Origin of the sequence: Limnohabitans sp. 2KL-51 (assembly GCF_003063645.1) — a bacterium.
Taxonomy (GTDB): Bacteria; Pseudomonadota; Gammaproteobacteria; order Burkholderiales; family Burkholderiaceae_C; genus Limnohabitans_A.
On sequence record NZ_NESJ01000002.1, the window covers coordinates 286190 to 308528 of the forward strand.

Sequence of the window (22339 nt, forward strand, 5' to 3'; positions counted from 1 at the left end):
TATGGAAACCCTTCCCATCATCATTGGTTTTTCAATCAGCTTTGCGCTGGTGATTATCTATTATATTTTCACATCGGTCACCAAAGTCGTGCCGGCGGAAGATCGTAATTATATGGATCCGCTGCCTCCCTTGGTCCGTTTGATTTGGCCCATGATACTTTTATTAGAGTACCACGTGACCTCAAAGATCAGCGCCGAAAAGCTGGAAAAGGTGACAACCCGTCTCAACCTCAGCGGGGTGTCCTTTCTGATGAACGCCGAGCAGTTTTATGCCTTGAGATGTGTTTCGATTCTGATCGTTGCTGGCCTGATTCTTCTGATGCAAATGATGCTCGGCGAATTTTCATTGGTGTATTTGCTTTTGGGCATGTTATTGGGTTTTTATTATCCTGACATCTGGTTGTCTGATGCCAGGAAAAAACGAGTCAAGCTTGTGCAAAAAGCCATGCCCATGTTTTTGGATTTCATCACGATGGCCGTTGAAGCTGGCCTGAACTTAACGGGTGCGCTCAACCAAGTGGTACAAAAAGGACCGCAAGGCGCGCTCAAGCAAGAGTTTTTCATGGTGGTGAGAGATCTGCGTTCAGGCCTGCCCAGGGCTGAAGCCTTGCGCCGCATGGAGCTTCGGTTGCAGATTCCCGAGGTCTCCAGTTTTGTAGGCACGGTCATTCAGGCCGAAAAAATGGGGGCTTCTCTCGGAAAAGCGCTGCGCTCTCAGGCTGAGCAACGCAGAACAGAACGGTTTCAGCGGGCCGAAAAACAAGCCATGGAAGCGCCTGTCAAATTGATCGGCCCGTTGATGGTGTTCATATTTCCAGTGACCTTCATTGTCATCGGATTCCCGATCGCGATGAAGTTTTTGGCCTCGGGGGCTTTTTGAAGAAAGGTGCGCTTTATGACAGTGCATCTGACCTGTGTCTGGTTGCACAGGTCATGTTGGCCTCTGCGTGGTGGGACCGAGCCCGTGGCCTCCTTGGCAAACCCCCTTTAAAAAGCGGTCAAGGTCTGTTGATTTCGCCCTGCAAATCGATCCATACGTTCGGGATGCGGTACCCCATTGATGTTGTATTTCTGGATGCAAATTGGACGGTGTGCAAGATCATTTCAAATTTACCAATGGCCAGATTCGGTGGGTCCTTGGTGGCGCGCATGACCCTGGAGTTGCCTGCAAGCGAAGCCTCAAGGATTCAACTTTCAGCGGGCAGCCGCCTGGTTTGGCGGGAGAGCATCGCATGATGAAGTGCTGGCGAATTCTGGCGCTCGTGTTTGTGGCCTTGTCGCTCGGCGCCTGCGCAACTGCACCGCAAAATCAATCCGGCGCGGGCCGACAAGCAACGCTGCAAGAAATTCAGGCCATGCATGCAACCGCTCAGGCCGCCTACAACCGAGATGACTTGAGGCTTGCGCAAAGCACCTACGAAAAGATCGTTGAGCAAGCTGATGTGGACCCCGAGACTTGGTACATGCTTGGCAATGTTTATGCCAGAAATGCCGAGCATGAGAAGGCCGTATGGGCTTACAGAAACTCAGTGCGCATGAATCCCAAGGACGCCCGCGTGTGGAACAACATCAGCGTCATCCTCCTCAAAGAGGCTTGGGAGGCTGCATCGAATGCAAAAAAAACAGCCGCACGAGAAGAGCCCGCCTACGCCAACAGCACAGCCATAGTCGATGTGCTTTCGGGCCTGAGCTTTCTGGGCTCAAAACTGCCGCCTCCAAACCCCAAGCCACTGTCTTTGAGCGGCCCGTCCTCGGTGTCGATTGCGCCGTCACAGCCCAGTTTGGCGCCACAGCCTCAGCCGGTCTTGCAGCAACTTGAAGGACCTCCCGTACAGCTGACGGCCATGCCTCAAGCACCACTGGCTGCTTTTGTTCCTGTGACCATGCTTTCGTCGGCACCGGAAAGCCGGTCGAATGCCAAGCTGACCGACATCAAGGCTGAACCCTTGGTCAACATGGCCCCCGAAAAGACCGCCGAAAGCGACATGCCTGCCCTGAAGAGCGATGCCCCAAAACCGGTGGCCACCGTGCAATCAGTCACACTCTCCAAAGATGCGCCAACGGACGGCTTTAAAAATCGTCTGCGTTCGCCCATCACCCGGGTCATCGGCAGTTCGACATCTGTTAAATCCTCTGTGATCAACGTCAAGGCGACTGAAAGGTTGCACATCGTCAGCAAAAGCGCCAATGGTGGCCCTGACAAAGATCTGGTGTTGCGCAAAGGGGCCGCCATGAGGGTGCCCGTATTGCCCGAAGCGGTGTACAGATTTTTGAGCAAAGAAGCCCCCATCGTCACCTACCAGGGCAAAGAGATTCCCAAGGAAACCCTGTCGACTACTTGGGTTCAATTTGTATCGGTGGCCCAGCCATGAATGTCCTCCCAGGCTCATCACACGCTCAACGTCGTCACCTGAAGCGGCGGCAAGGCATGGGTGGGCAGTCGATGGTTGAGTTTCTTATTTTGCTGCCCTCGCTTTTGCTGATTGTTTTTGGAATCATCCAGTTTGCTCTGATTTTCCAAGCCAACAGCACTCTTCGGCATGCCGCCTTCGTTGGCGCGCGGCAAGGCGCCTTAAGCAACGGAAAGATGGAATCCATCAAGGACGGCGTCGCCTCTGGCATGACGCCTTTGTTCATGCGCGTCAATTCCTCCGTTCCAGGAATTACTGATCTGGCCAGGGCGCGGATGATTTCGACGATCGAGATCTTCAATCCCCACACCGCATCCATTGAGATACTCAGCCCAACGCCCGAAGCTTTTACAGAACACGCCAATCACGCCAATCGTGATGCCATACCCAACGACAACTTGATGTACCGCCCCACGACACTCAGAGGCGGTGTCTCTGTCCAAGACGCCAATCTGCTGAAAATACGGGTGAGCTATTGCTTCAAATTGGTGGTGCCGTTCGTCAACAAACTGATCTATGGAATGGCCGTCGGACTCGAGGAGACGAAGGTTCTGGCAGGCATTTCATTCAACGACGCTGGCAGCACAGAACGCAAACCCAACATGTGTACCAACATCAACAAAGTCAAGGCAGAGGCGGCTGACAGCGTCGTCAATGAAATCAACAGCAGGGCGGGCCCTCTGGCGCCTTTAACAGGCAGCCTCTCAAGCACCGCGACGACCATCATCAACAACGCGTTTGACAATTTGCCGTTGTTGAATTGGAACATGGGCGGGGTGAGGATACCGATCGTTACCGAAGCGGTCATTCGGATGCAGACCCCTTACCAGTTGGGTGCAAATGTCAGCCCTTGAATTCTCTATCTCAGCTGCTCGCGCTCGTCACGGCCAACGCGGGCAGGCGCTCGTTTTTGTCACGGTAACCATCTTGATCATGGTGATCGCCGTCTTTATGACCTACAACGTGGGGCAGCTGACCAACCAAAAAACCCGGCTGCAAAACACGGCAGACGCTGCGGCCTACAGTGCCGCCTTGGCGCAGGCGCGGGACTACAACTTCAGCGCCTACATGAACCGAGCGATGATTGCCAACGACGTCAGCGCGGCCCAACAATTGGCGCTGCGCTCTTGGGTCAGAGCCTTCGAAGAGGCTTTCAAAGATGGCGGCCTCCTCAGCAAATACGCACCACCCAGAAGGTTGGATCCTGCGAAAGGGCCCTTGTATGGCATATGGGATTTGGCTGAAACGGGTGCCAGAACCGCTGCAGGTCTCTTGAACGGGGCATTGGATAGATTCACACCTCTCTACGTCAAAGCTGTTTATCACGTTAACAACATTCTGGCGCTGTCTCAAAAAGTCTATCATTACTCAACCAGTGTCACGGTCGCACAAACCACCGGTTGGATTGAAGGGCTTGGCGATAAACTGGGAGCACTCACCGGTTTAAGCTTTTTGGGAGATATATCCAGCAAGTTCAACGAAGCTTTGTCGCTCGGGGTTGATTCGAACGTCATCTTAATGAACGATCCTAACGCCCAGCTGAGCGAACTGGGCTTGTTGGCTTTTGTGTACGACACCAAACAATGGCTTGCTTTTACCGAAAACAGAAATCCAGTGGGGCCTTGGGGGATAGATTACGAGAATACTATTGAAAAAATAGTAACACTACCGGCGGGGCGTTATTATGTAAATATATCAGCTCGCATGTGTGTTCCAAGTGATCGTGTGGGTGATTTTTGCAAGTGTTATCATGTGGTCAAAGGCATATGTGAAAGGTATAGTGAAAGAAGCTTTCTACGCCCCGCAAACTACCAAAAGAATTACACTGTTGCCCCGCTGAAAGACGCCACGGATGACAACCTATTTAGAGAATATGACGGTCCTAGAAAAGATCGTTATGCCAATATAGTTGTCGATATGTTGGACGAATTCACAACGGACCGAAATGCAACCTGGAAGTTTCCAGTAGGGCTTCCTTATGGGTTTTGGGATCTTGTGGCTGTCGCCGGTGGTTGGTCGCCGCTAATTCCTGCGAATGTTTGGACTTACAAGAATGTCACCCACGAAAGCGAAGGACTTAAACTGTGGAATGACGAAAAACACCTCACCCCTGCTGGTGCGAACCAGGGCTACAAAAAGCATGGGAGTTGGAACCGGCGTTGGAAAACTTCCGACACCGTTGATTTAGAGGGCATGGGCAGCTTTATTGTCGCACTCCCCCCTCCACTCCCCCCATGGTCATTTCGTGGCCCAACGCCTTTAATTGCTTACGGTGACGGCTTACCAGGCCCAGATAAGAATCCAGGAGGCAGCCTCTCTTACAAGTCGGCATCCAGTAAGTTGTCTTCTGGAGACGCCACAGGCAGTACCAAATACACACCAAGTGATGCGTTTGGAGAGCATGTGTCGGACAATGATATCTTCCGAAAATACCGCGATGTCACCAACATTGAGCAGGGTACTGCAACAGCCAACCAGAACTGGACCTCTCCGCCGCTTCTGATTGAAGTTGAACGATCAACCCGCACGATCTGGACCAGCAACGAATCACTGAGCGCATTACACCGCGATACGATAAAGGCAACACACGGAACGATGAAGGGCTGTAAGCGAGAAGCCTCTGTACCAGGAAAGCGTGTCGAGGCTGTGTTTGGGGAAGGTAACTTTCAGTTAGGCGACGGGGCCAGTTCCAATTGCATGCGTGCAATGGCCAAGGCCGAGGCTTATTTTTCAAGGCCTTCGGACCTGTTTCCCCGCGCAGACCAAAAAACCGAATACGGCAGCCTTTACAGCCCCTACTGGCAGGCGAGGCTGGTCAAAACCACGCCCACAGACCAAGCGCTTTCCATGGCCTTTCACTACTGCGACGGCAAGGGCGATGTCTTGACCTGCGTGGGCGCGGTGATGGACTCTGCCAAACAAGAGACCAAAACCCTGTGGAAAACCCTGACCGATTTGAGATCCTACTTGAACTAGGCCAGCATCGCATGGGAATTCACAAGTGACCAGAACCTTACCCGCCAAAGCCGGTGCGCGAACGCTGCGGTCACAAAATGGGCAAGCGCTCATCGAGTTCACCATTGCGGCAGCGGCCTTGCTCGTGCCGCTTTTCCTGATGCTCGCTTATGTGGCCAAGTACCATGACATGCAGTCGGCGACCATCCAGGCTGCACGCTACGCGGCATGGGAGCGAACGGTTTATTTTGGCGGTGAAACGTGGGAATGCAATTACGACGAAACAACATTCCGGGCGAAAAACAAGCCAGGGGGTGCCAAGTGGGCTTGCGGCACAGCCTGGAAGTCTGATGCAGACATTCGCAACGACGTCGGTCGTCGGTTTTTCAAGGGGTCTTGGTTAAGTTCGGGTTTGGATGACGCAGTGGACGAAAGACCATTTTGGTCAGACCTTGCGGGAACACCTCTGTTAAAAGATTACCAACAGGGTAGCTTGGCCGGCAGAACCCCCGGCGGTCCCAACCGGATAGTGGACGAAATTTATAGCAAAGGTCTCGGAACAGTTACCGAGTTTTTTTCGGCTGAAAAGCTTGTGAAGCTGGACATGGACAATCTCTACACCTCCAGCGTGACCTTTACCCCCACGAACACCTGGGCAGTCACACAAGCGTTTAAAAACAGTAACCCCCTGTTTGATTTAAAAGAGAGCAATGTGTTGGTGGCCAATGGCTGGTCAGCCAACGGTAAGAATTTTGTGGCGGCCCAAATACAGCCTTATACACCCACAAATATCTTGAATAACCCCACCTTTCAAAGAGGCTGGGACGGTTTCACAGCGCTGGCATCTAAGGTTTTCCCTGAATTTGATAACTTTAAATTAACGGCATCACTGAAACCCGACAATGCCGACAAAGTACCGCCTGACCGACTCAGCGGGGGTGCCGAAGTTAAACCGCCCAAAATCGTACCGCCGAAGCCAGCCCGTCCGCCCATAACAACGCCTGAAGCAGCAATCAAGAAATTTCAAGATGAAAAAGTAAGAATTGATGCCACGATTACAAGCTGCAAGGCCGCGAAGAAAGCGGAGATGGTTAGAAATTATTACGAAGTCATACCACCAGAACCTTACACTGCTTGGAATAATGCGAAAAATAATATGTGTAAACAATACAAAGGGTGGGGGCAAAACGATGACTGGGAACTGGAGCCAACAAGGCATGGGTGCATCTGGTATAGCAAATCTTTTGCTAACAATAATCCTGCTTTTTGTGCCACTCACTGTGATAACTGGGCCAGTCGTACAGGGTGTAATAACCGATGGCAGTGTTCTGGCGAAGGGTGGGCCTATTACAATGGGGAACAAGTCACGCTGTACAAACCTGCTGGTGAAAAAGTTGCAGACAGGCCATGGAACGGCTATACACCCAACTCCGACAATGACTACAGTTGCAATGCTGGGCTGGATGCCAGAATCAACGCTTTGCTGCCCAACCTCTTGAATGATCCGGCTGTTGCAGGGATCAATGAAGCCTGTGCAGCAGGTATTCCCGAAGCAGCTCGCGAATGTGCCAACTTCCAAGCCCTGCTCGAGGCGAGGAGACAGGAAAGAGATCGCCTTATCTCGGAACGTGACTATATGCGCCAGCCGCTGAATTCATGCAGTTGCACCGCGGGTAGGTCATCCAGCTGCCGTACCACGGGTAATACTTACACTTGTCAGTAGTTTTTTAACCATGAAAAAGGAGAATTTCCATGAGACTTTTAAATCGCTGGTCGATCCGGTTAGCCCTGATTGGGCTTGCTTTGGGCTTACTTCAGAGTTACAAAGTGCTGGTTTTACCGCACTTCATGATTGGCTTTGGCGTGCCCTTTGCGATCGTGTTGATGGCGTTTGGTTTGTTGATTGATTTTTCAATCGCTAAAAAAGGCGGATCCCAATGGCCCTTACAAGCCGGTCCTTTGCTGAGCAAATGGTCCATCCGACTGGGCTTGTTGGGCTTTGCAGCGGGCGCTGCGCAGCACATGTTGGCGGGCCCCATCCACCTGCCCTCACTGATCGGGTTCGGTATTCCTTATGCCATCGTGTTGGCGGGGCTGGGTATGCTGATTGATTTCTCAAAAAGCAAAAACCGCCAATCCACATGACTGCGTTGTTTGGGCACGACGGGGCCTGATGATCAGGGCCTGTGCAAAAGTGCGACCACCCGAGGTGTTGGCCTGACTGTACCAGGGTGTTTTTTCTTTGGGCAGGCGCTCAACTGGTGTGCGCCCATGTCACCAAGCTGTTTAGCAAGGATAATGGCTTGCATCCATACCAATAACGCGATCCAGCCGATTAATTCATGTGCAGGGTATTCAAATGTCGCCAGATATAGCCAGAGAGTTTTCCCAGCAATTTCATTCGTTCGCTGCTGAGTTAAGCGCAACAGACCTTCAAGCCTTCTTGGAAGCGGCCACGGTGGTTGACATGCCTGCCGGGCGCAACCTCATTCGCGCAAAGATGCCCATTGATTCCGTCTACATGACGCTTTCTGGCACGTTCGAAATCCTTGCTGAAGTCAACGGGACAGTGCGCAAAATCAACGAGGTGGGGCCAGGACAATGGCTCGGCGAAATATCCCTCCTCAGCGGCGACTCTCGGGCCACTGCCACGGTGTTAAGCTTGACGGCAGCGCGAGTGCTTCGCATCAAGCATCAGGCCTTGGAAGAGATCATGAGCCAGGATGGAGAGCTTGTGGTGAATCTGCTGCAGCATTTTGCATTGATGATGTCAGGGCGCTTGCATGATATGAATGACAAACTGTCAGCCCTGGCGAAAGACAGCCGTTTGTCGGGTGCGTTGCCCACTGTGAGCCTTGATCAAGACAAACACCTGAACGATTATTGGCCTGTTGCCAATCCTGCTTCGGCTTCTGCAGATCTGAAAGCCACCTTGCTCACGCTGCCAGGCATTGAGAATTTTTCGCCAAAAGACATCAACATTTTGGCCCGCAACGCCACTGTGACCTTGTACCCACCACGCCACGTCTTCACTTACCAGAAAGATCGCTGCGATTCGATTTTCTTGGTCCTGGACGGTGCGGTTTTGATGCGTGAAAAAATGCCCGTCTCGGACACTGTGGAAGAGAAAATTCTGAACGTTGGGGAATGGTTTTCATTGACTTCTCTGATCCCCAACATGACTGCCTTTGAGACAGTCACAGCGCCCAAGCAGGTGTTGGTGGCCTCCATCACGCGTGATGACTTCAACCGGATATCCGAGGAGTCTTTGGCCGTGACGCGGTTTTTCCTCTTCATGCTGGTCAATGAACTTGCGCGCAAATTGCAAAGTACTTTCGCCAAGATGCAAGCCGCTTCGCCCTCAAATGCAGTTCTCCCAGTTCATCAGCTTGATTGGGTTTCGCTTTAAGAGGGTTGCCCCTTTCGGGCTGATTCTTCAGCGCACAGTCGCCCGCGATGCGAATGAATGCTCGAAAGCGTTCAACCATTGAACTGTCTAAATGGATCAGTATCTGAGATTGAACGTTGTGTTTGAGTCTTTACTGGCCTGCGAATTCGAGAGAGGAGTGATGCAAAACAATGCGCAACTGTCCTTTGTCGTCCTTAACCCAACCCCAGGTTTTGTCAACGATGGTGACCTCACCTTTTTTGTTGGTCATTCAGCAGCATCTGTCGCTTCACATTTCACCCAGTCTTTCAATGCAAAGCCCGTGTCTTTGGGGTATGCAGGATCACCCCCTGCAAAATAGGACACAGCACCGCTGCGGGTGGTTCTGAATGTTTGCGGATTCACAGTCAGGGTGGGCTGGGTAAACTGGGCGCACTGTTTCAAGACCCAAACGATTTCGCCAAGTAACCACATGCCTGCCCATGAAAATTGATCTGCGCCTGACCTTTTACTATGGGTTGACCATATTTTTAAGTGCTTTCTTGCTGTTCCAGGTGCAGCCATTGATCGGCAAGATGATATTGCCTTGGTTCGGTGGCTCAGCAGCCGTTTGGACGACTTGCATGTTGTTTTTCCAATCTGTCTTGCTGCTGGGTTATTTTTACTCTCACGGGTTGGTGCGCTACTTGAGCCCTTCGCGCCAAAGTTTGGTGCATGGCAGTTTGCTATTGATCAGTTTGCTGCTCATCCCCATCAGCCCAAGTTTGCACTGGAAGCCCGTGGGAGCAGAGAATCCGACCTTGCAAATTCTCGGTTTGTTGACCGTCTCTATCGGCTTGCCATATTTTGTGCTGTCCACCACGGGACCCCTGCTCCAGGCTTGGTTTGCCAGAGAGCGCTCGGGGCTGGTCCCCTATCGGTTGTTTGCCCTGTCCAACTTTGGCTCCATGCTGGCTTTGCTGGCCTACCCCGTCGCGATAGAGCCAATCTTCCCAACCCTTTGGCAGTCCTATCTTTGGTCGGGCTTGTATGTCGGATTTGCGGGTGCCTGCGCGCTCTTGGCCTGGCGAGGTCGACAAGGCGTTTGCAGCGTCCAGACAGCCCAGCAAGATGGCCTTGCGCCGCGTTGGACAGACAAAGCACTGTGGGCTGCCTTGGCAGCATGCCCCTCGATTTTGATGGTGGCTGACACCAGCTACCTCACCGCCAACATTGCACCGATTCCCATGATTTGGGTTGCACCTTTGGCTCTGTATTTGCTCTCGTTCATTTTGAGCTTTGAGGGCAGTGGCTGGTACCAGCGCAAAGTTTTTCTTCCCTTGCTGGTGCTTGGTTTGGGCGCACTGGCCTATCTGCCAACACTGGCGATTGACAAACTTCCTTTCTTACTGTCACTGAGCATCAACCTGACGGCATTTTTTGCTGTCTGTATGGTTTGCCATGGTGAACTTGCACGCTTACAGCCTCACCCCAACCACCTGACCGGTTACTACTTGATGCTGGCGGTCGGCGGGGTGGCGGGGGGATTTTTTGTCGGTGTCATTGCCCCTTATTGGTTCAATAGCGACTACGAATTGTCAATAGGCATTGTGCTCACTGGATTGGTTGCCACCCTTGCGATCATTCCAAAAAAGAATTTTTCACGTCCAGTGTGGCGCTGGGTGTCGATTGTTTTTTCGGTAGAGGTGTTGCTGGCGCTGACCGCGATTCGTGTCAACGACCATCGGAATAAAATCAATGGTGCTGACATGACGGCGCGTAATTTTTACGGCACCTTGCGAGTCTTCAGCAGCACACAGGAAGGGCACCGCACCATGCTTCATGGACAAATCATCCATGGGCTGCAAAACACTGCGCCAGACAAGCTGGATCTGCCTACCACCTATTACAGTCCGGACGGCGGCGCAGGCAAAGTACTGCAGATGAAGGCTGAACAGGGGCCGCTTCGCGTGGGTGTCATCGGTCTGGGTGTGGGCACTTTGGTCAGCTATGGGCGTCAGGGCGATTACTTCAGGCTTTACGAGATTGACCCGCTGGTGGTTGAGATGGCCCACAACCATTTCAGCTTTCTCTCGCGGACGACAGCGACCACCGAAATTGTTCTGGGTGATGCACGCTTGCAGTTGGAAAAAGAAACTGATCAGCGCTTTGACGTTCTGGTGCTAGATGCCTTTTCGGGCGACTCTGTGCCCATTCATCTGCTGACACTCGAGGCGTTTGCCCAGTACTTCAGGCATCTCAAGCCTGACGGCACTTTGGCGGTGCACATTTCCAACCGATTTTTGAACTTGGAACCTGTCGTCAAGACGGCGGCTGACCACTTCAAAAAGGATGCTCGCCTGGTGAATTCAGAGGGTATTTCAGAAAAATTAATCTTTCCTTCGAGTTGGGTGCTGATCAGCAGTGACCCTGCTTTTTTCAAAGACCCAAGGCTTAGCACTGCTGCAAAGATCGAACACCCGAGCAGGTTTCAAACATGGAAAGACGACTACAGCAGCATCTTTTCCATCCTGAAATAGAGAGCGAGACGCACGGTACCTCAGCCCCAGCGACGTCTGTGGAATGTTCGGCCGCGACGAGTTGCACAGCAGCAAAGGCACCCGACACTGTGTGTTGACTAAATAAATCGGTGTGATTCAACGAATGTGTTTATGCTGTCTAGAACCCCGAAAGGAAGTTCAATGTCAAATCCAGGTCAGTGCCCAGTGATGCACGGCGGCAACACCGCCACAGGTCACTCCAACATGGCGTGGTGGCCCAAAGCCCTCAACCTCGATATCTTGCATCAGCACGATACCAAGACCAACCCCATGGGGCAGAGCTTCAACTACCGCGAAGAAGTCAAGAAATTAGACGTCAAAGCGTTGAAAAAAGATTTGACAGCCTTCATGACCGACAGCCAAGACTGGTGGCCTGCTGACTGGGGTCACTACGGTGGCTTGATGGTTCGTATGGCTTGGCACGCCGCGGGCTCATACCGCGTGGCCGATGGCCGTGGCGGTGGTGGCACGGGCAACCAACGCTTTGCACCCCTGAACTCTTGGCCTGACAACGTCAACCTCGACAAAGCACGCCGCTTGTTGTGGCCCATCAAGAAAAAATACGGAAACCGCCTCAGCTGGGCCGACCTGATCATCTTGGCAGGCAATGTGGCTTATGAATCGATGGGCTTGAAAACCTATGGTTTTGCCTTTGGCCGCGCAGACATTTGGCACCCCGAGCAAGACGTCTATTGGGGCTCTGAAAAAGAATGGTTGGCCTCTAACCGGTACGAGGGCGACGACCGCGAACAATTAGAAAACCCCTTGGCCGCCGTCGAAATGGGTTTGATCTATGTGAACCCCGAAGGCGTCCACGGCCAGCCCGACCCACTGAAAACAGCACAAGATGTGCGCGTCACCTTTGCCCGCATGGCCATGGATGACGAAGAGACTGTGGCCCTCACCGCAGGCGGCCACACCGTGGGCAAATGTCACGGCAATGGCAAGCCTCAAAACTTAGGCCCAGAACCTGAAGGTGCGGATGTGGTCGAGCAAGGCTTGGGTTGGATGAACCACACCAGCCGTGGCGTGGGTCGCAACACCATGTCCAGCGGCATCGAAGGCGCGTGGACCACCAACCCCACCCAGTGGGATAACGGCTACTTCTACCTCTTGTTCACCTACGACTGGGAGCTCAAAAAGAGCCCAGCTGGCGCGTGGCAGTGGGAGCCCATCAACATCAAGGAGGAAGACAAACCTGCCGATGTGGAAGACCCCAGCATTCGCTCCAACCCCATCATGACCGACGCTGACATGGCGATGAAGATGGACCCCGAGTACCGCAAGATCTCGGAGCGCTTCTACAAAGACCCCGATTACTTCTCCCAAGTCTTTGTGCGTGCGTGGTTCAAACTCACCCACCGCGACATGGGACCGAAGGTGCGCTACATTGGTCCAGAAGTGCCGCAAGAAGACCTCATCTGGCAAGACCCCATTCCTGCTGGCACAGCCAACTACGACGTGGCGGCTGTCAAAGTCAAAATCGCCGCCAGTGGTTTGAGTGTGAGTGACATGGTTGCCACTGCTTGGGACAGCGCCCGCACCTACCGAGGCTCTGACATGCGTGGCGGTGCCAACGGTGCACGCATTCGCTTGGCTCCTCAAAAAGATTGGGAAGGCAACGAACCCGCACGTTTGGACCAAGTGCTTCAGGTCTTGGAAGGTATTGCCAAAGACAGCGGCGCCAGCGTGGCCGATGTGATTGTGTTGGCCGGCAATGTGGGCTTGGAAAAAGCCATTCAAGCCGCAGGCTTCAACGTGGCTGTGCCCTTCATGCCAGGGCGTGGTGATGCCATACAAGACATGACTGACGCTGAATCATTTGCTGTACTCGAACCCATCCATGATGGCTTTCGCAACTGGGTCAAAAACATCTACTTGGTCAGCCCCGAAGAGCTCTTGCTTGACCGCGCACAACTCATGGGCCTCACCGCACACGAGATGACAGCATTGATTGGCGGCATGCGCGTCTTGGGTACCAACCACGGCGGCTCCAAGCATGGTGTGTTCACCGACCGTGCAGGTGTGTTGACCAACGATTTTTTTGTACACCTCACCGACATGGCGTATGAATGGAAGCCGACTGGACGCAACGCCTACGACATCTGTGATCGCAAAACAGGTCAAGCCAAGTGGACGGCTTCGCGCGTGGATTTGGTCTTTGGCTCTAACGCCATCTTGCGTGCCTATGCTGAGGTGTATGCGCAAGATGACAACCAAGAAAAGTTCATCAAAGACTTTGTGGCGGTTTGGACCAAGGTGATGAACGCAGACCGATTTGATCTGTACTGAGCCTCGCTAGGATTGGGTCATTTGGACTCAGATGCGGAGGGTTTAACCGTGAGCGACAGGCCTGATCTTGCCCCAAGGGGCAAGATCAGTTCTTGGGTGGATGCTCTCAAGGTCGGTTTTTCATTTCACTCGCCACCGCCTCGGCCAGATAAATCACCGCCCTGAAGAGTTTGGAATGACTATTGGATTGAAGCAGGTGCCAGTGCTCTTGCGATGGAGGCTTCGCCTCGGCCATGAATTGCCGGGTCATATTTTGAAACAGTGTCTTTGCGAGCGGTTACCAACAGTTGGTTGGTAATTTGAATGGGATTGGCGTTGGTAAACTTACTCGACAAAATGGCTGCATAGCCGCTCACTATGGGTGCTGCGAAAGAGGTACCGTAAAGCCCAGTTTTATGACCTTCAACACCCACCACCAAAAATTGGTTTTGAACCGTCGTGTTGCTACCCGCCACATTGGAATAGCTGGCCATGTTAGCAAGTGCCGAAGGGGACCCATTGTTGTCGAGCGCGCCCACAAATAGGGCTGATTTAGCGCCAATGAGGCTCTTGTTGAGGTAGTCCACTTCGCCATACTGATCAGGCTGGCCCACTGCGGTACCGAATTCGTTGCCTGCGGCTTTTGAAACAACGGCTTGACCTTTAAAAGCATAACCAATGATTGAGGATTCTTGACGCGACCATTGAATTGCGCTTTTGCCAGCAGTATCCATTATCCCGTAGCTAAGATTAAGCACATTGAAGCCTGTTGAAAGCGACACCTTTGTGTCCTTCATAAATTCATGCGAACGCATCGTTGCCTGTGGGGCGATGAGATTGGCCTGAAGCCGAGTCCACTGGCCATGATGGAGCAACCTAGTTCTGCCATTGAGCTTGCCATAAGAGCGATCATTGCTTTTAAAGTCGTCCACCGATTTGATGGTGACGCCCAAACCTTGATAGCCTTGAAGCCAAGCTGCGCCGACCTCTTGGTTCATCCATGATTGGACTGCGGGTTGAGCCAACACTTGGCCGGTTGCCAGCAAAGTTGCGGCTAAAGTGAATGTGATGTGTACTGTTTTCATTGCCAATCCTTCTTTCTTAGGTTTCAAAAATTCCTCACGTACCGCAAGCTAATCAACAAACGGTCACGTGGGGCCTCATTCAATAGGTACTTTAGGGTTTCTTCTGGGGATAGATGAGTTGCTGCAAGACGGCAATTGACAGTCTGCATGCCCCCGATGTCCCCGAAATCGGCTAGACAGGTTTTTTCTTTGAGTCGCCCCCCCAATCGAGTGGTAGCCCTGAGTGACCAAGAGCTTTCATTACTCAAGGGCTGCTCAAATAAAAATCCAAGTTGTAGACTTGTAGCGATGCGGTATTTGGGCCCACGTTCACCCGTGCCCCCTCCCCAAATCAAACCTAATTGAGGATTTATTTGGGTTAGCCATGTCATTTGAAGCTCTGGCCAATCCGTTTTGTACCAGTGGCTAAAACGCACCAATTCACCGTTGGACAGATTAAATTGTTGGCTTCGAAGTCCGCTCACTTCACGGGACAATGCTGAGCTTTGCTGCACGCCAATCAAATGGGTTGTTTGTGTCGACGGGGACACGAATTCCTTTAAGCCTTGATCTGGCAAACCATGGGCATTCACAAGTCCGACCATACTTTGGCAACAGGCAAAAAAGACTGCCGCTGTGCAAGAGTTGATGTGTTGTTTCATGCTTTAAATTAAATCGCACTTCAACACGCTTATCCATAGGGCGCTCGTGTTATCTGCGCCCCAATGTGTGCACAAATACCACTTTTGGCAAAAATATCAACCTGCTCAGTGGCGCAACATCATCTTTGTATTTTCTCAAAGCCTAAAAACTGATCCTAGCGGCAGTGGGCCTGGGTTTCAGGCAAGGGTAGATTCCCTTGAATCGGTTTGGCCTGGCGTGGAAGGCAGCGTTCAGCGTGGCTTGCGAGCTTTACGCATGGCCTGTGCCTGCCTATGGTGCACGCTGTGAGGCGCCATGTGTCCAATGCCTGATGGCGGTGCTGGCCAGTGGCGCACTTAGATGTCAGATGCACTCTTGTTGATTGAAAACTGGTCTAGGATAAAAATTTTGCGCTTTTCAAGTCGGATACAACCACGCAACTGCAAATCCTTGATGACCCGGCTGACCATCTCACGCGACGCACCAATTATTCGGGCAATTTCCTGCTTTGATGGGGGTTTTAGCACGACTAAAGTACCGTTCACTAACTCAGATTCATCCATCAGCAGACGGGCAACACGGCCGTAAACATCGATCAACGCCAAACTTTCAATTTTGCGATCTGCAACACGCAAACGCTTGACGAGATTGTTAACAATGACCATCGCCAATTCGAAGTTTTGCTGAAGAGCAGCCAAGAAACCCGCCTTCGAAAGCTGTAGAAAATGACATTCTTCAATCGTCTCAACACTGGCCGAACTTGGCTGCCCGTCCAGCAAACCCATCTCACCAAAAAAATCGTTCTTGCCGAGAAAGGCAAGAATCACTTCGCGTCCTTGTTTATCTTTAATCAGTATCTTCACCTTTCCAGAAACGATTAAATACAAAGCATTGGTCTGATCTCCCTCTCGCAAAATATAATTGCCACGAGAGTACCGACGATGCTGCAGACATGGGTGCAGGAGTCGCAACTGTTCTTCGCTCATCGAAGAAAACAAAGGAACTGATTTAAGGAGGTTTGAATCCATCGCATCGTGTAAAAAAGATTGCCCGTGCAATATTACAGCTTCTCAAAAAAATTGGCATTCGCTTAAAACTTGACACATTTCAATGGGGCAGTTCGACACGCCCCCTCAACTCATAGGAGCTGAGTTGGCTAGCCCGCCCCCCGTGTCAGAATGCTTTGCTACACCGGCCTGACCCGTCACCCTTGCACGAGCCGCTGTTCACCGATGAGGCTCAACTGGCCACCACAGATGGGCAACAGCAAAGTTAAAAACGCCCAATCTGTGCCAATATGCTCTCGCGTCGCTGGTTGAAATGCTCACCCGCTATGGGCAGCAGGTAGCGGTAAAGCGCAATCATCAGGCCCAGTAAGATGAGCAATACTGGATAGGCCCAAAGATAAAGTGATTCCGTTTGCCGATGGTGGATGAGGACAAAAAGCGGTGAAGTACCCACAAGATTGCCCAAAAACCCAGCCAGCGACACCGCCAGGGATTGGCGACTGCGCCGGTTCAGGTTGGCGTCGGTGCTGACAGGGAAATAAATAGACAAAAATAGACCCAAAATCAGAGTCAGAGGAATCACCAGGCTGACTCCGAGTGAGACCAAGAAATAGTCTTGCAAGCTAACCTTGCCAATATAAAGCGCATAAAACAACGTGCTGCCCAGTCCGGCCAAGCCGATCAACAGCGCATGAACCTCTGCTTTGGCGCGCAATATGGACTCGGGCGTGATAGGTGCAGCGAGCAGTTGGTATAAACCTTGGCCATCTTCGGCAAACATATTTTGGGTAAAGGTGGTCGCCATCAACAGGGCTGCATAGGTTGCCAAAACCGCCATCAACCAAGCATCGATGTTTTGACCAAAGAAGAATACAAACATGTCATGCGCGGAAAACAATCTGAACATCACCATCAATACCAAGGGTACAGCCAGCAGCAGCCTGGCGCGCGGATTGCGCCAAAGTGCCAGAGCTTCACGACGAACTAAAGCCGCATGGGTATTGCGAGCATTCAGAAAAATCTCTTGCATCGCATTGTTTGATTCGCTGTGGCTGGATTTGCCGTGCTGTGAGTGACTCAACAGAATCTGGGCTGTGAATAAACCGAGTGCAGCCAACAACAACATGGCAAGGGCATCGGCCATGGCTGCGAGCGGTCGACCATCGTGCAAGGCCCGTAAAGCTTCTCCCAAATAACCTGTCGGTACCCTGGAAAACGTGTAGGCAATTTGGGCATACTCCTGTAATTCCAAGCCAAGTTTGGCACTGCCGTCGGCGTTTTCCAGGTACAGCCAGCTGGTGTCCACGGGCGGAAGTAGCGATCCCAACACAATCAACATGATCAATACTGAGCCCAAAGCTTGCCCGCTACGGTGTGAGCGCAAGATATCTCGCATCCAATACAAGGCAACCTGGCCCCAACCTGCGCACAGCGCAATGAAGGCCAGAAACAAAAAAGGAACCATCAATACATCGCTGCTGACATGGCAGCTGGTATACCCCACCACAGCGCCGATGATTGGCGCAAACATGAAAAAACCAACTGGGCGCAGAAGACCCGTCAACGTAGAGGCGACCAGCAAACGGCTTGTCGAAATAGGGTAACTTTGGTAGCTGCGACTCTCGCTCGCATCTTCAACCCCTGCCGAAAGCACCGGCCAGGTGATCCATTGCATCGCGGTCACGAAACACAGCAAGTTGAGATAGAACTGACTGACTTCGATGGATACTGAAATCGAAGGGTGTGTTATGAACAAATAGCTCAACAGACCCATGGACAAGGCTGGGACCAGGGCCATCACACTGATGAGTCTTTGAAAGAAAGATGGGTGCAGGCCCAGGCCTTGTTGTGAAAGCTGCTTGCGTGTTTTCCAAAGCAAGGACAAATGGCCGATAAAGCTGGGCAAGGGCGCCGCACCATTGGGTTGATACCGATCCGATTCTGTCGTCATAGCGGCTCAGCATGCCGAGTTTGATAGAAACTCAAGCGGTGTCCCTGGTTGTCCGGTAGCGGAATCAAAGTCTCGAAAACACCCTCCAAATTGGCTCGCTGGTATTTTTCAGTCAACGCTGCGACAGGCCCTTGATCCAGCAAGCGGCCGTCATACAAAAAGCCTGCATGCGTAGCAATCCGATCAGCGATTTCCAGAATATGGGTCGTCAACAACAGACTGACCTGCGCGCGCCGCAACTCTTGGAGCAGTTCGCGTATGACGCCAGCGGCAATGACATCAATGCCATCAAAAGGCTCATCCAGAAACACCAGCGCTGGGCCATGAATCAAGGCGGCCGCTATCGCGAGGCGCCGCCGCATCCCTTTTGAATAGGTGCCAATGAGCTGGTTACCCGCAGACACCAGATCGGTCAGGCGCAGCAATTCTTCGCAACGCTGTTCGCTGGTTGCTCGGTCCAGTCCGTGCAGCTTGGCGCAAAAGTGCAACTGTTGACGCCCTGTCAGGCGTTCGAACAAGGCCAATTCTTCTGGTACCACGCCGATCAGACGTTTGACGGCAAGAGGGTCTTCAGCCGGATCTATGCCAAGGATGCGCAGACGTCCTTGATCGGCGCGCGCAACGCCTGTGAGCAAGCTGATCAGGGTTGACTTACCTGCACCGTTGGGGCCGAGTAAGGCGAATACCGAAGCTGCTTGTAACTCAAGGTCCAGGCCTTTCAGCACCGGCATGTTGAGAAAGCCTTTGTGAATGTTGCTGGCCTCGACCGCTAAACTTGCGTGATAACCAGACTGCGTGGGGAAAGCGTCAGTGACCATAAACTTTTTCTTGAGGGGCGATGGTATTGAACAATTGGGCCAAGTGGCGTTCTAAGACCGGTGCAGAGGCGTTCAGCACTTGCCAGCGTCCATCGTGCAGCTCGCGGGCCAATTGGCCGGGAAGCCAGCCTGCATAGCCCCTAAAGGTCACAGCCGACGTCGCTTTGATCGCGCTGTCCAGACTGCTTGTTTGGTGCACCTGCAGGGTGTAATCGCCCACGGCAATTGATTCCTCGCTCAATGATTGGGTACCAGGATCATTGCTGACAAGTTGGTTGGCGCTGAGCGTCAATGGCTTGTTCAATTTCAGCGGGCCACCCCAAAAATCGGCTGGTTGGGCTGCGTCCATCAACACTTTGCGCTGCGGGTACTGAATCTGTCTCATGCGATCCAACCCCTCCGCGAAGGGTACCCCCAGTACCAGCGCTCGGGTGCCCTCCTCGTCGTGCTGCAAAATCAATAATTCGGTATCTCTGAACATTTGCCCATACAATTTTGGAGTGGCGATGAGAACCTTGCCGGGTGCCAAACGCTGTAAGTAATCATGTGCATTCAGGCGATCGCGCAGGCCAGGGTAAATAAACAGCACGACCAACGCCAACAGCAGGCAGATGGTCAGTTGGCGTCGTTTGCGCTGCGAGGCCTTGCGCATCGGCGCTTGGCTTGCGGCAGTTCGGGATAGCTTGTAAAAAAGCGTTTTGGGTGAATTCATCGCATCCTTGCGGCTAAACCAATAACGATGGCTATTTTTATAGGAATGCAGTACCACTGACTCCCACGGCGGGATCAATACCTGCAGTTTAGCCAAGAGTGTTGACGCCATTGACGATTTGATCAGGGGCACCGATCTCAGCTAGGCCAGAGGGTGCCCGATGACCAGCCTGTTCAATTCAAGATCGGCGCTACCCCACAAGCGGGTCAAACCGTGGTCGGCGGGAACGATGCGTTCGTCTGGAGCCAATGGAAATGGCAGGACACAGGGATAACCAGGGTCAAAGTGGTGCAAAAAAACACCGACTTGCTTGACTGACTTGGCAGAAAACTCACGATTTGAAAGTCAGCGGCCATTTGGCATTCGCTGCAGCGAATTGTTCAGAGCATCCCTTAGTCCACCTTGATGCCGGCATCCGCAATCGTTTTCGCATACCTGCCGACGTCCGATTTCATGCGAGAAGCCAACTCAGAGGACGTCCCAGCAACAATGTCCAAGCCCATCGTTTTAAATCTGGCTATCACTTGAGGCAACTTCAAAACACGAACGATCTCTGTGTTTAATTTTTGAACAATCGAAGCGGGCGTACCTGCTGGAGCATAGATGGCGTACCAAGTATCAATGACGACCCCCTCTATGCCTGCTTCAGCCATGGTTGGCAACTCGGGGGCCGAAGGGGTCCGTTTGGCTCCTGTGACGGCCAGTGCGCGCAATTGGCCAGAACGTGCTGAGGGTAGGGAGGAGCCGATGTTGTCAAACATGAAAGAAATGTGCCCTGCAATTAAATCTGTACGCGCTGGCCCACTGCCTTTGTACGGCACATGCACGAGTTTCAGATTGGCTGCTTTTGCAAACATCTCTCCAGCAATGTGCGCTCCTCCGCCGGAACTTGCTGAGGCGTAATCAAGTCCTGCAGGTTGTTTTTTGACATAAGACACCAATTCATTCACATTGTTAACCGGCATTTTGGGGTTGACGACAAGTATGAGTGGGGCATCCGCAACCATGGTGATGGGCTCAAAATCTTTGAAGGGATCAAAGCGGACGTCTTTGAACAAAATTGAATTGGTGCCGTGAGTTCCTTGAGTACCAAAAACCAATGTGTAGCCGTCTGGTGGTGAGTTTGCAACCAACTGCACGCCGATGTTGCCGGAAGCCCCGGGTTTGGAGTCAACCAGTATGGGTTGTCCCCAATTTTTTGTCATTTCTTCACCAATCACACGTGACATGGCTTCGATGGTCCCCCCTGGTGGAAATGGCACAACAAGACGAATCGGTTTATTGGGGTAAGTGTCTACTTGAGCGAATGCGCAAAGGTTCAGGCTGAAAGCGAAGATGAATGAAAAAATTAAGCGATGCATAGAAAATATCCAATCACAAATAAAGCAACATCAAGATAAAATTTGCGCTGACTTGAGAGTTAAGTCAGTCATAAACATGTGTCCTGTCGTGTGCGTAATCATGTCGATGCCGGAGGACAGGGCGATGGATTGCGGTGTTACCCCACAAGCCCAAAAAACCGGGATTTCATCGTCTTGAACTCGGTTGTATCCTCCAGAGTGAATGTTGGCAAGATCATGGATGCCAATGTCTTGAGGATTCCCAATGTGGATCGGTGCCCCATGCGCGATCGGATACTTGGAAGTTACCGCGATGGTTTGCATCAACAGTTTTCTTTTTGTGGGCCGCATGCTGACAATCATATTTCCACTGAAAATTCCAGCAGCGGTACAAGGTATATTGGACTGATACACCCCAATGCGCCCATTCTCATTTTCTAAATGGCGCAGCGGAATGCCTGCTTCCAGCATGGCCTGGTCGAAGGAAAGACTGCAGCCCATGAGAAATGTCACGTGATCATTTTTCCAATGCTTCTGTAAGGATGGGACCTCTTCTATGAGTTTGCCCTGAGAAAAAATTCTGTAGCTCGACAGGTCAGTACGTACATCCGCATCCTTGGCGCAAAAACGAGGATTGGGATTGCCGGCATCCAAAACTTCGATCAATGGGCACGGCTTTGGGTTCAACAAACAAAAGCGCAAAAAATCAAAGGCATGAATTTTCTGGACAATCGCCATGTTGGCATGAATGTGCCCTCGAGCCATGCCGTGAGTGACGCCTTTCCAATTGCCGCTTCTGACTGCTTCACGTACTTCATTGGGCTTGGCATTTTTCCAATCACTGCGGAGCATGGTTGTTGGTGCGTTTTTCATTTCGATATGTCATTCAAAGATTTTGCATTAAGCAAGATTTGATTTTTTTTGTCCATGCAGAATTTCACTGAGTTGATGGCTTGAGTTCGATCGAGATTTGCAGTCTTTTTTATTTACAACCAAATAACTCATAAATAGCTACGGCGGATTCAAAAATGAAGTGCAACACCCGATCCGTTAAGGTCAGAAGATGCCTATACCTAAGTATTCGTATCGCCACCCCAAATCTGAAAACCGCATGACCATCGCCTGCCTCATGCAGCATGTTGAAGCCGATTTCAATTTGAGCAGTTCACGCCCAATCAACGGTCGGGTCACAGCACGATCGGCGCTATCCCCACAAGCTGGTCAAATCGTAGAAGGCGGG

The 22339-nt window shown here is 52.0% G+C and carries 19 protein-coding genes; 10 read left to right on the forward strand and 9 right to left on the reverse strand.

The window, feature by feature from the left end; translation table 11 throughout:
* Position 1 precedes the first annotated feature (1 nt).
* The 8 genes from B9Z49_RS02910 to B9Z49_RS02945 all read left to right on the forward strand — a co-directional run bounded on the left by B9Z49_RS02910 (position 2) and on the right by B9Z49_RS02945 (position 8775).
* Positions 2-880 carry a type II secretion system F family protein gene (locus B9Z49_RS02910; protein ID WP_108351933.1) on the forward strand — a complete coding sequence of 293 codons (879 nt, stop codon included), beginning with the start codon at positions 2-4 and terminating at the stop codon, positions 878-880.
* 53 nt (positions 881-933) lie between these two features.
* Complete coding sequence (locus tag B9Z49_RS02915) at positions 934-1236, forward strand: DUF192 domain-containing protein (RefSeq protein ID WP_108352002.1); 303 nt, start codon at positions 934-936, stop codon at positions 1234-1236.
* Positions 1233-2372 carry a M48 family metallopeptidase gene (locus B9Z49_RS02920; RefSeq protein WP_108351934.1) on the forward strand — a complete coding sequence of 380 codons (1140 nt, stop codon included), beginning with the start codon at positions 1233-1235 and terminating at the stop codon, positions 2370-2372. Before B9Z49_RS02915 ends, B9Z49_RS02920 begins: the two co-directional genes overlap by 4 nt.
* On the forward strand, positions 2369-3265 hold the full coding sequence (locus tag B9Z49_RS02925; RefSeq protein WP_108351935.1) for a TadE family protein: 897 nt from the start codon (positions 2369-2371) through the stop codon (positions 3263-3265). The genes B9Z49_RS02920 and B9Z49_RS02925 overlap by 4 nt, the downstream gene beginning before the upstream one ends.
* A complete protein-coding gene (locus tag B9Z49_RS22155) occupies positions 3252-5387 on the forward strand; it encodes a TadE/TadG family type IV pilus assembly protein (protein WP_233254485.1) in 2136 nt (711 codons plus the stop codon). The genes B9Z49_RS02925 and B9Z49_RS22155 overlap by 14 nt, the downstream gene beginning before the upstream one ends.
* Positions 5388-5412: 25 nt before the next feature.
* A complete protein-coding gene (locus tag B9Z49_RS02935) occupies positions 5413-7089 on the forward strand; it encodes a TadE/TadG family type IV pilus assembly protein (protein ID WP_108351936.1) in 1677 nt (558 codons plus the stop codon).
* A gap of 29 nt (positions 7090-7118) precedes the next feature.
* Positions 7119-7511 (forward strand): hypothetical protein, encoded by a 393-nt coding sequence (locus B9Z49_RS02940; protein WP_146188448.1) that lies wholly within the window; start codon positions 7119-7121, stop codon positions 7509-7511.
* 199 nt (positions 7512-7710) lie between these two features.
* On the forward strand, positions 7711-8775 hold the full coding sequence (locus B9Z49_RS02945; RefSeq protein ID WP_146188449.1) for a Crp/Fnr family transcriptional regulator: 1065 nt from the start codon (positions 7711-7713) through the stop codon (positions 8773-8775).
* Between the two features lie 246 nt (positions 8776-9021).
* On the opposite strand, the gene B9Z49_RS22480 is transcribed toward B9Z49_RS02945, so the two are convergent.
* On the reverse strand, positions 9022-9318 hold the full coding sequence (locus B9Z49_RS22480) for a hypothetical protein (protein ID WP_199224964.1): 297 nt from the start codon (positions 9316-9318) through the stop codon (positions 9022-9024).
* Between the two features lie 770 nt (positions 9319-10088).
* Between B9Z49_RS22480 and B9Z49_RS21480 the strand changes: the two genes are divergently transcribed.
* Complete coding sequence (locus B9Z49_RS21480; protein ID WP_146188450.1) at positions 10089-11273, forward strand: spermidine synthase; 1185 nt, start codon at positions 10089-10091, stop codon at positions 11271-11273.
* Between the two features lie 162 nt (positions 11274-11435).
* Positions 11436-13586, forward strand: coding sequence for a catalase/peroxidase HPI (katG, locus tag B9Z49_RS02960; RefSeq protein WP_108351940.1), 2151 nt, complete (start codon positions 11436-11438; stop codon positions 13584-13586).
* Positions 13587-13765: 179 nt separating this feature from the next.
* Here the strand turns inward: katG and B9Z49_RS02965 are convergent, their stop codons facing one another.
* The 8 genes from B9Z49_RS02965 to B9Z49_RS02995 form a co-directional block, all read right to left on the reverse strand.
* Positions 13766-14650 (reverse strand): S8 family serine peptidase, encoded by an 885-nt coding sequence (locus tag B9Z49_RS02965; protein ID WP_199224965.1) that lies wholly within the window; start codon positions 14648-14650, stop codon positions 13766-13768.
* Between the two features lie 23 nt (positions 14651-14673).
* Positions 14674-15291: a hypothetical protein gene (locus B9Z49_RS21485; RefSeq protein WP_146188451.1), complete on the reverse strand. Its 618-nt coding sequence runs from the start codon at positions 15289-15291 to the stop codon at positions 14674-14676.
* A 336-nt stretch (positions 15292-15627) separates the two neighbouring features.
* A complete protein-coding gene (locus B9Z49_RS02970; protein WP_108352004.1) occupies positions 15628-16257 on the reverse strand; it encodes a Crp/Fnr family transcriptional regulator in 630 nt (209 codons plus the stop codon).
* A 286-nt stretch (positions 16258-16543) separates the two neighbouring features.
* Entirely contained in the window at positions 16544-18229 is a 1686-nt protein-coding gene (locus tag B9Z49_RS02975; RefSeq protein ID WP_108351941.1) for a hypothetical protein, read from the reverse strand.
* Positions 18226-19047: an ABC transporter ATP-binding protein gene (locus tag B9Z49_RS02980; RefSeq protein ID WP_108351942.1), complete on the reverse strand. Its 822-nt coding sequence runs from the start codon at positions 19045-19047 to the stop codon at positions 18226-18228. Before B9Z49_RS02980 ends, B9Z49_RS02975 begins: the two co-directional genes overlap by 4 nt.
* Positions 19037-19855 carry a YqgE/AlgH family protein gene (locus B9Z49_RS02985; RefSeq protein ID WP_158273403.1) on the reverse strand — a complete coding sequence of 273 codons (819 nt, stop codon included), beginning with the start codon at positions 19853-19855 and terminating at the stop codon, positions 19037-19039. Before B9Z49_RS02985 ends, B9Z49_RS02980 begins: the two co-directional genes overlap by 11 nt.
* Positions 19856-20151: 296 nt before the next feature.
* Positions 20152-21120, reverse strand: coding sequence for a tripartite tricarboxylate transporter substrate binding protein (locus B9Z49_RS02990; protein WP_108351944.1), 969 nt, complete (start codon positions 21118-21120; stop codon positions 20152-20154).
* A 30-nt stretch (positions 21121-21150) separates the two neighbouring features.
* Complete coding sequence (locus tag B9Z49_RS02995; RefSeq protein ID WP_199224966.1) at positions 21151-21972, reverse strand: putative hydro-lyase; 822 nt, start codon at positions 21970-21972, stop codon at positions 21151-21153.
* Between the last annotated feature and the right edge of the window lie 367 nt (positions 21973-22339).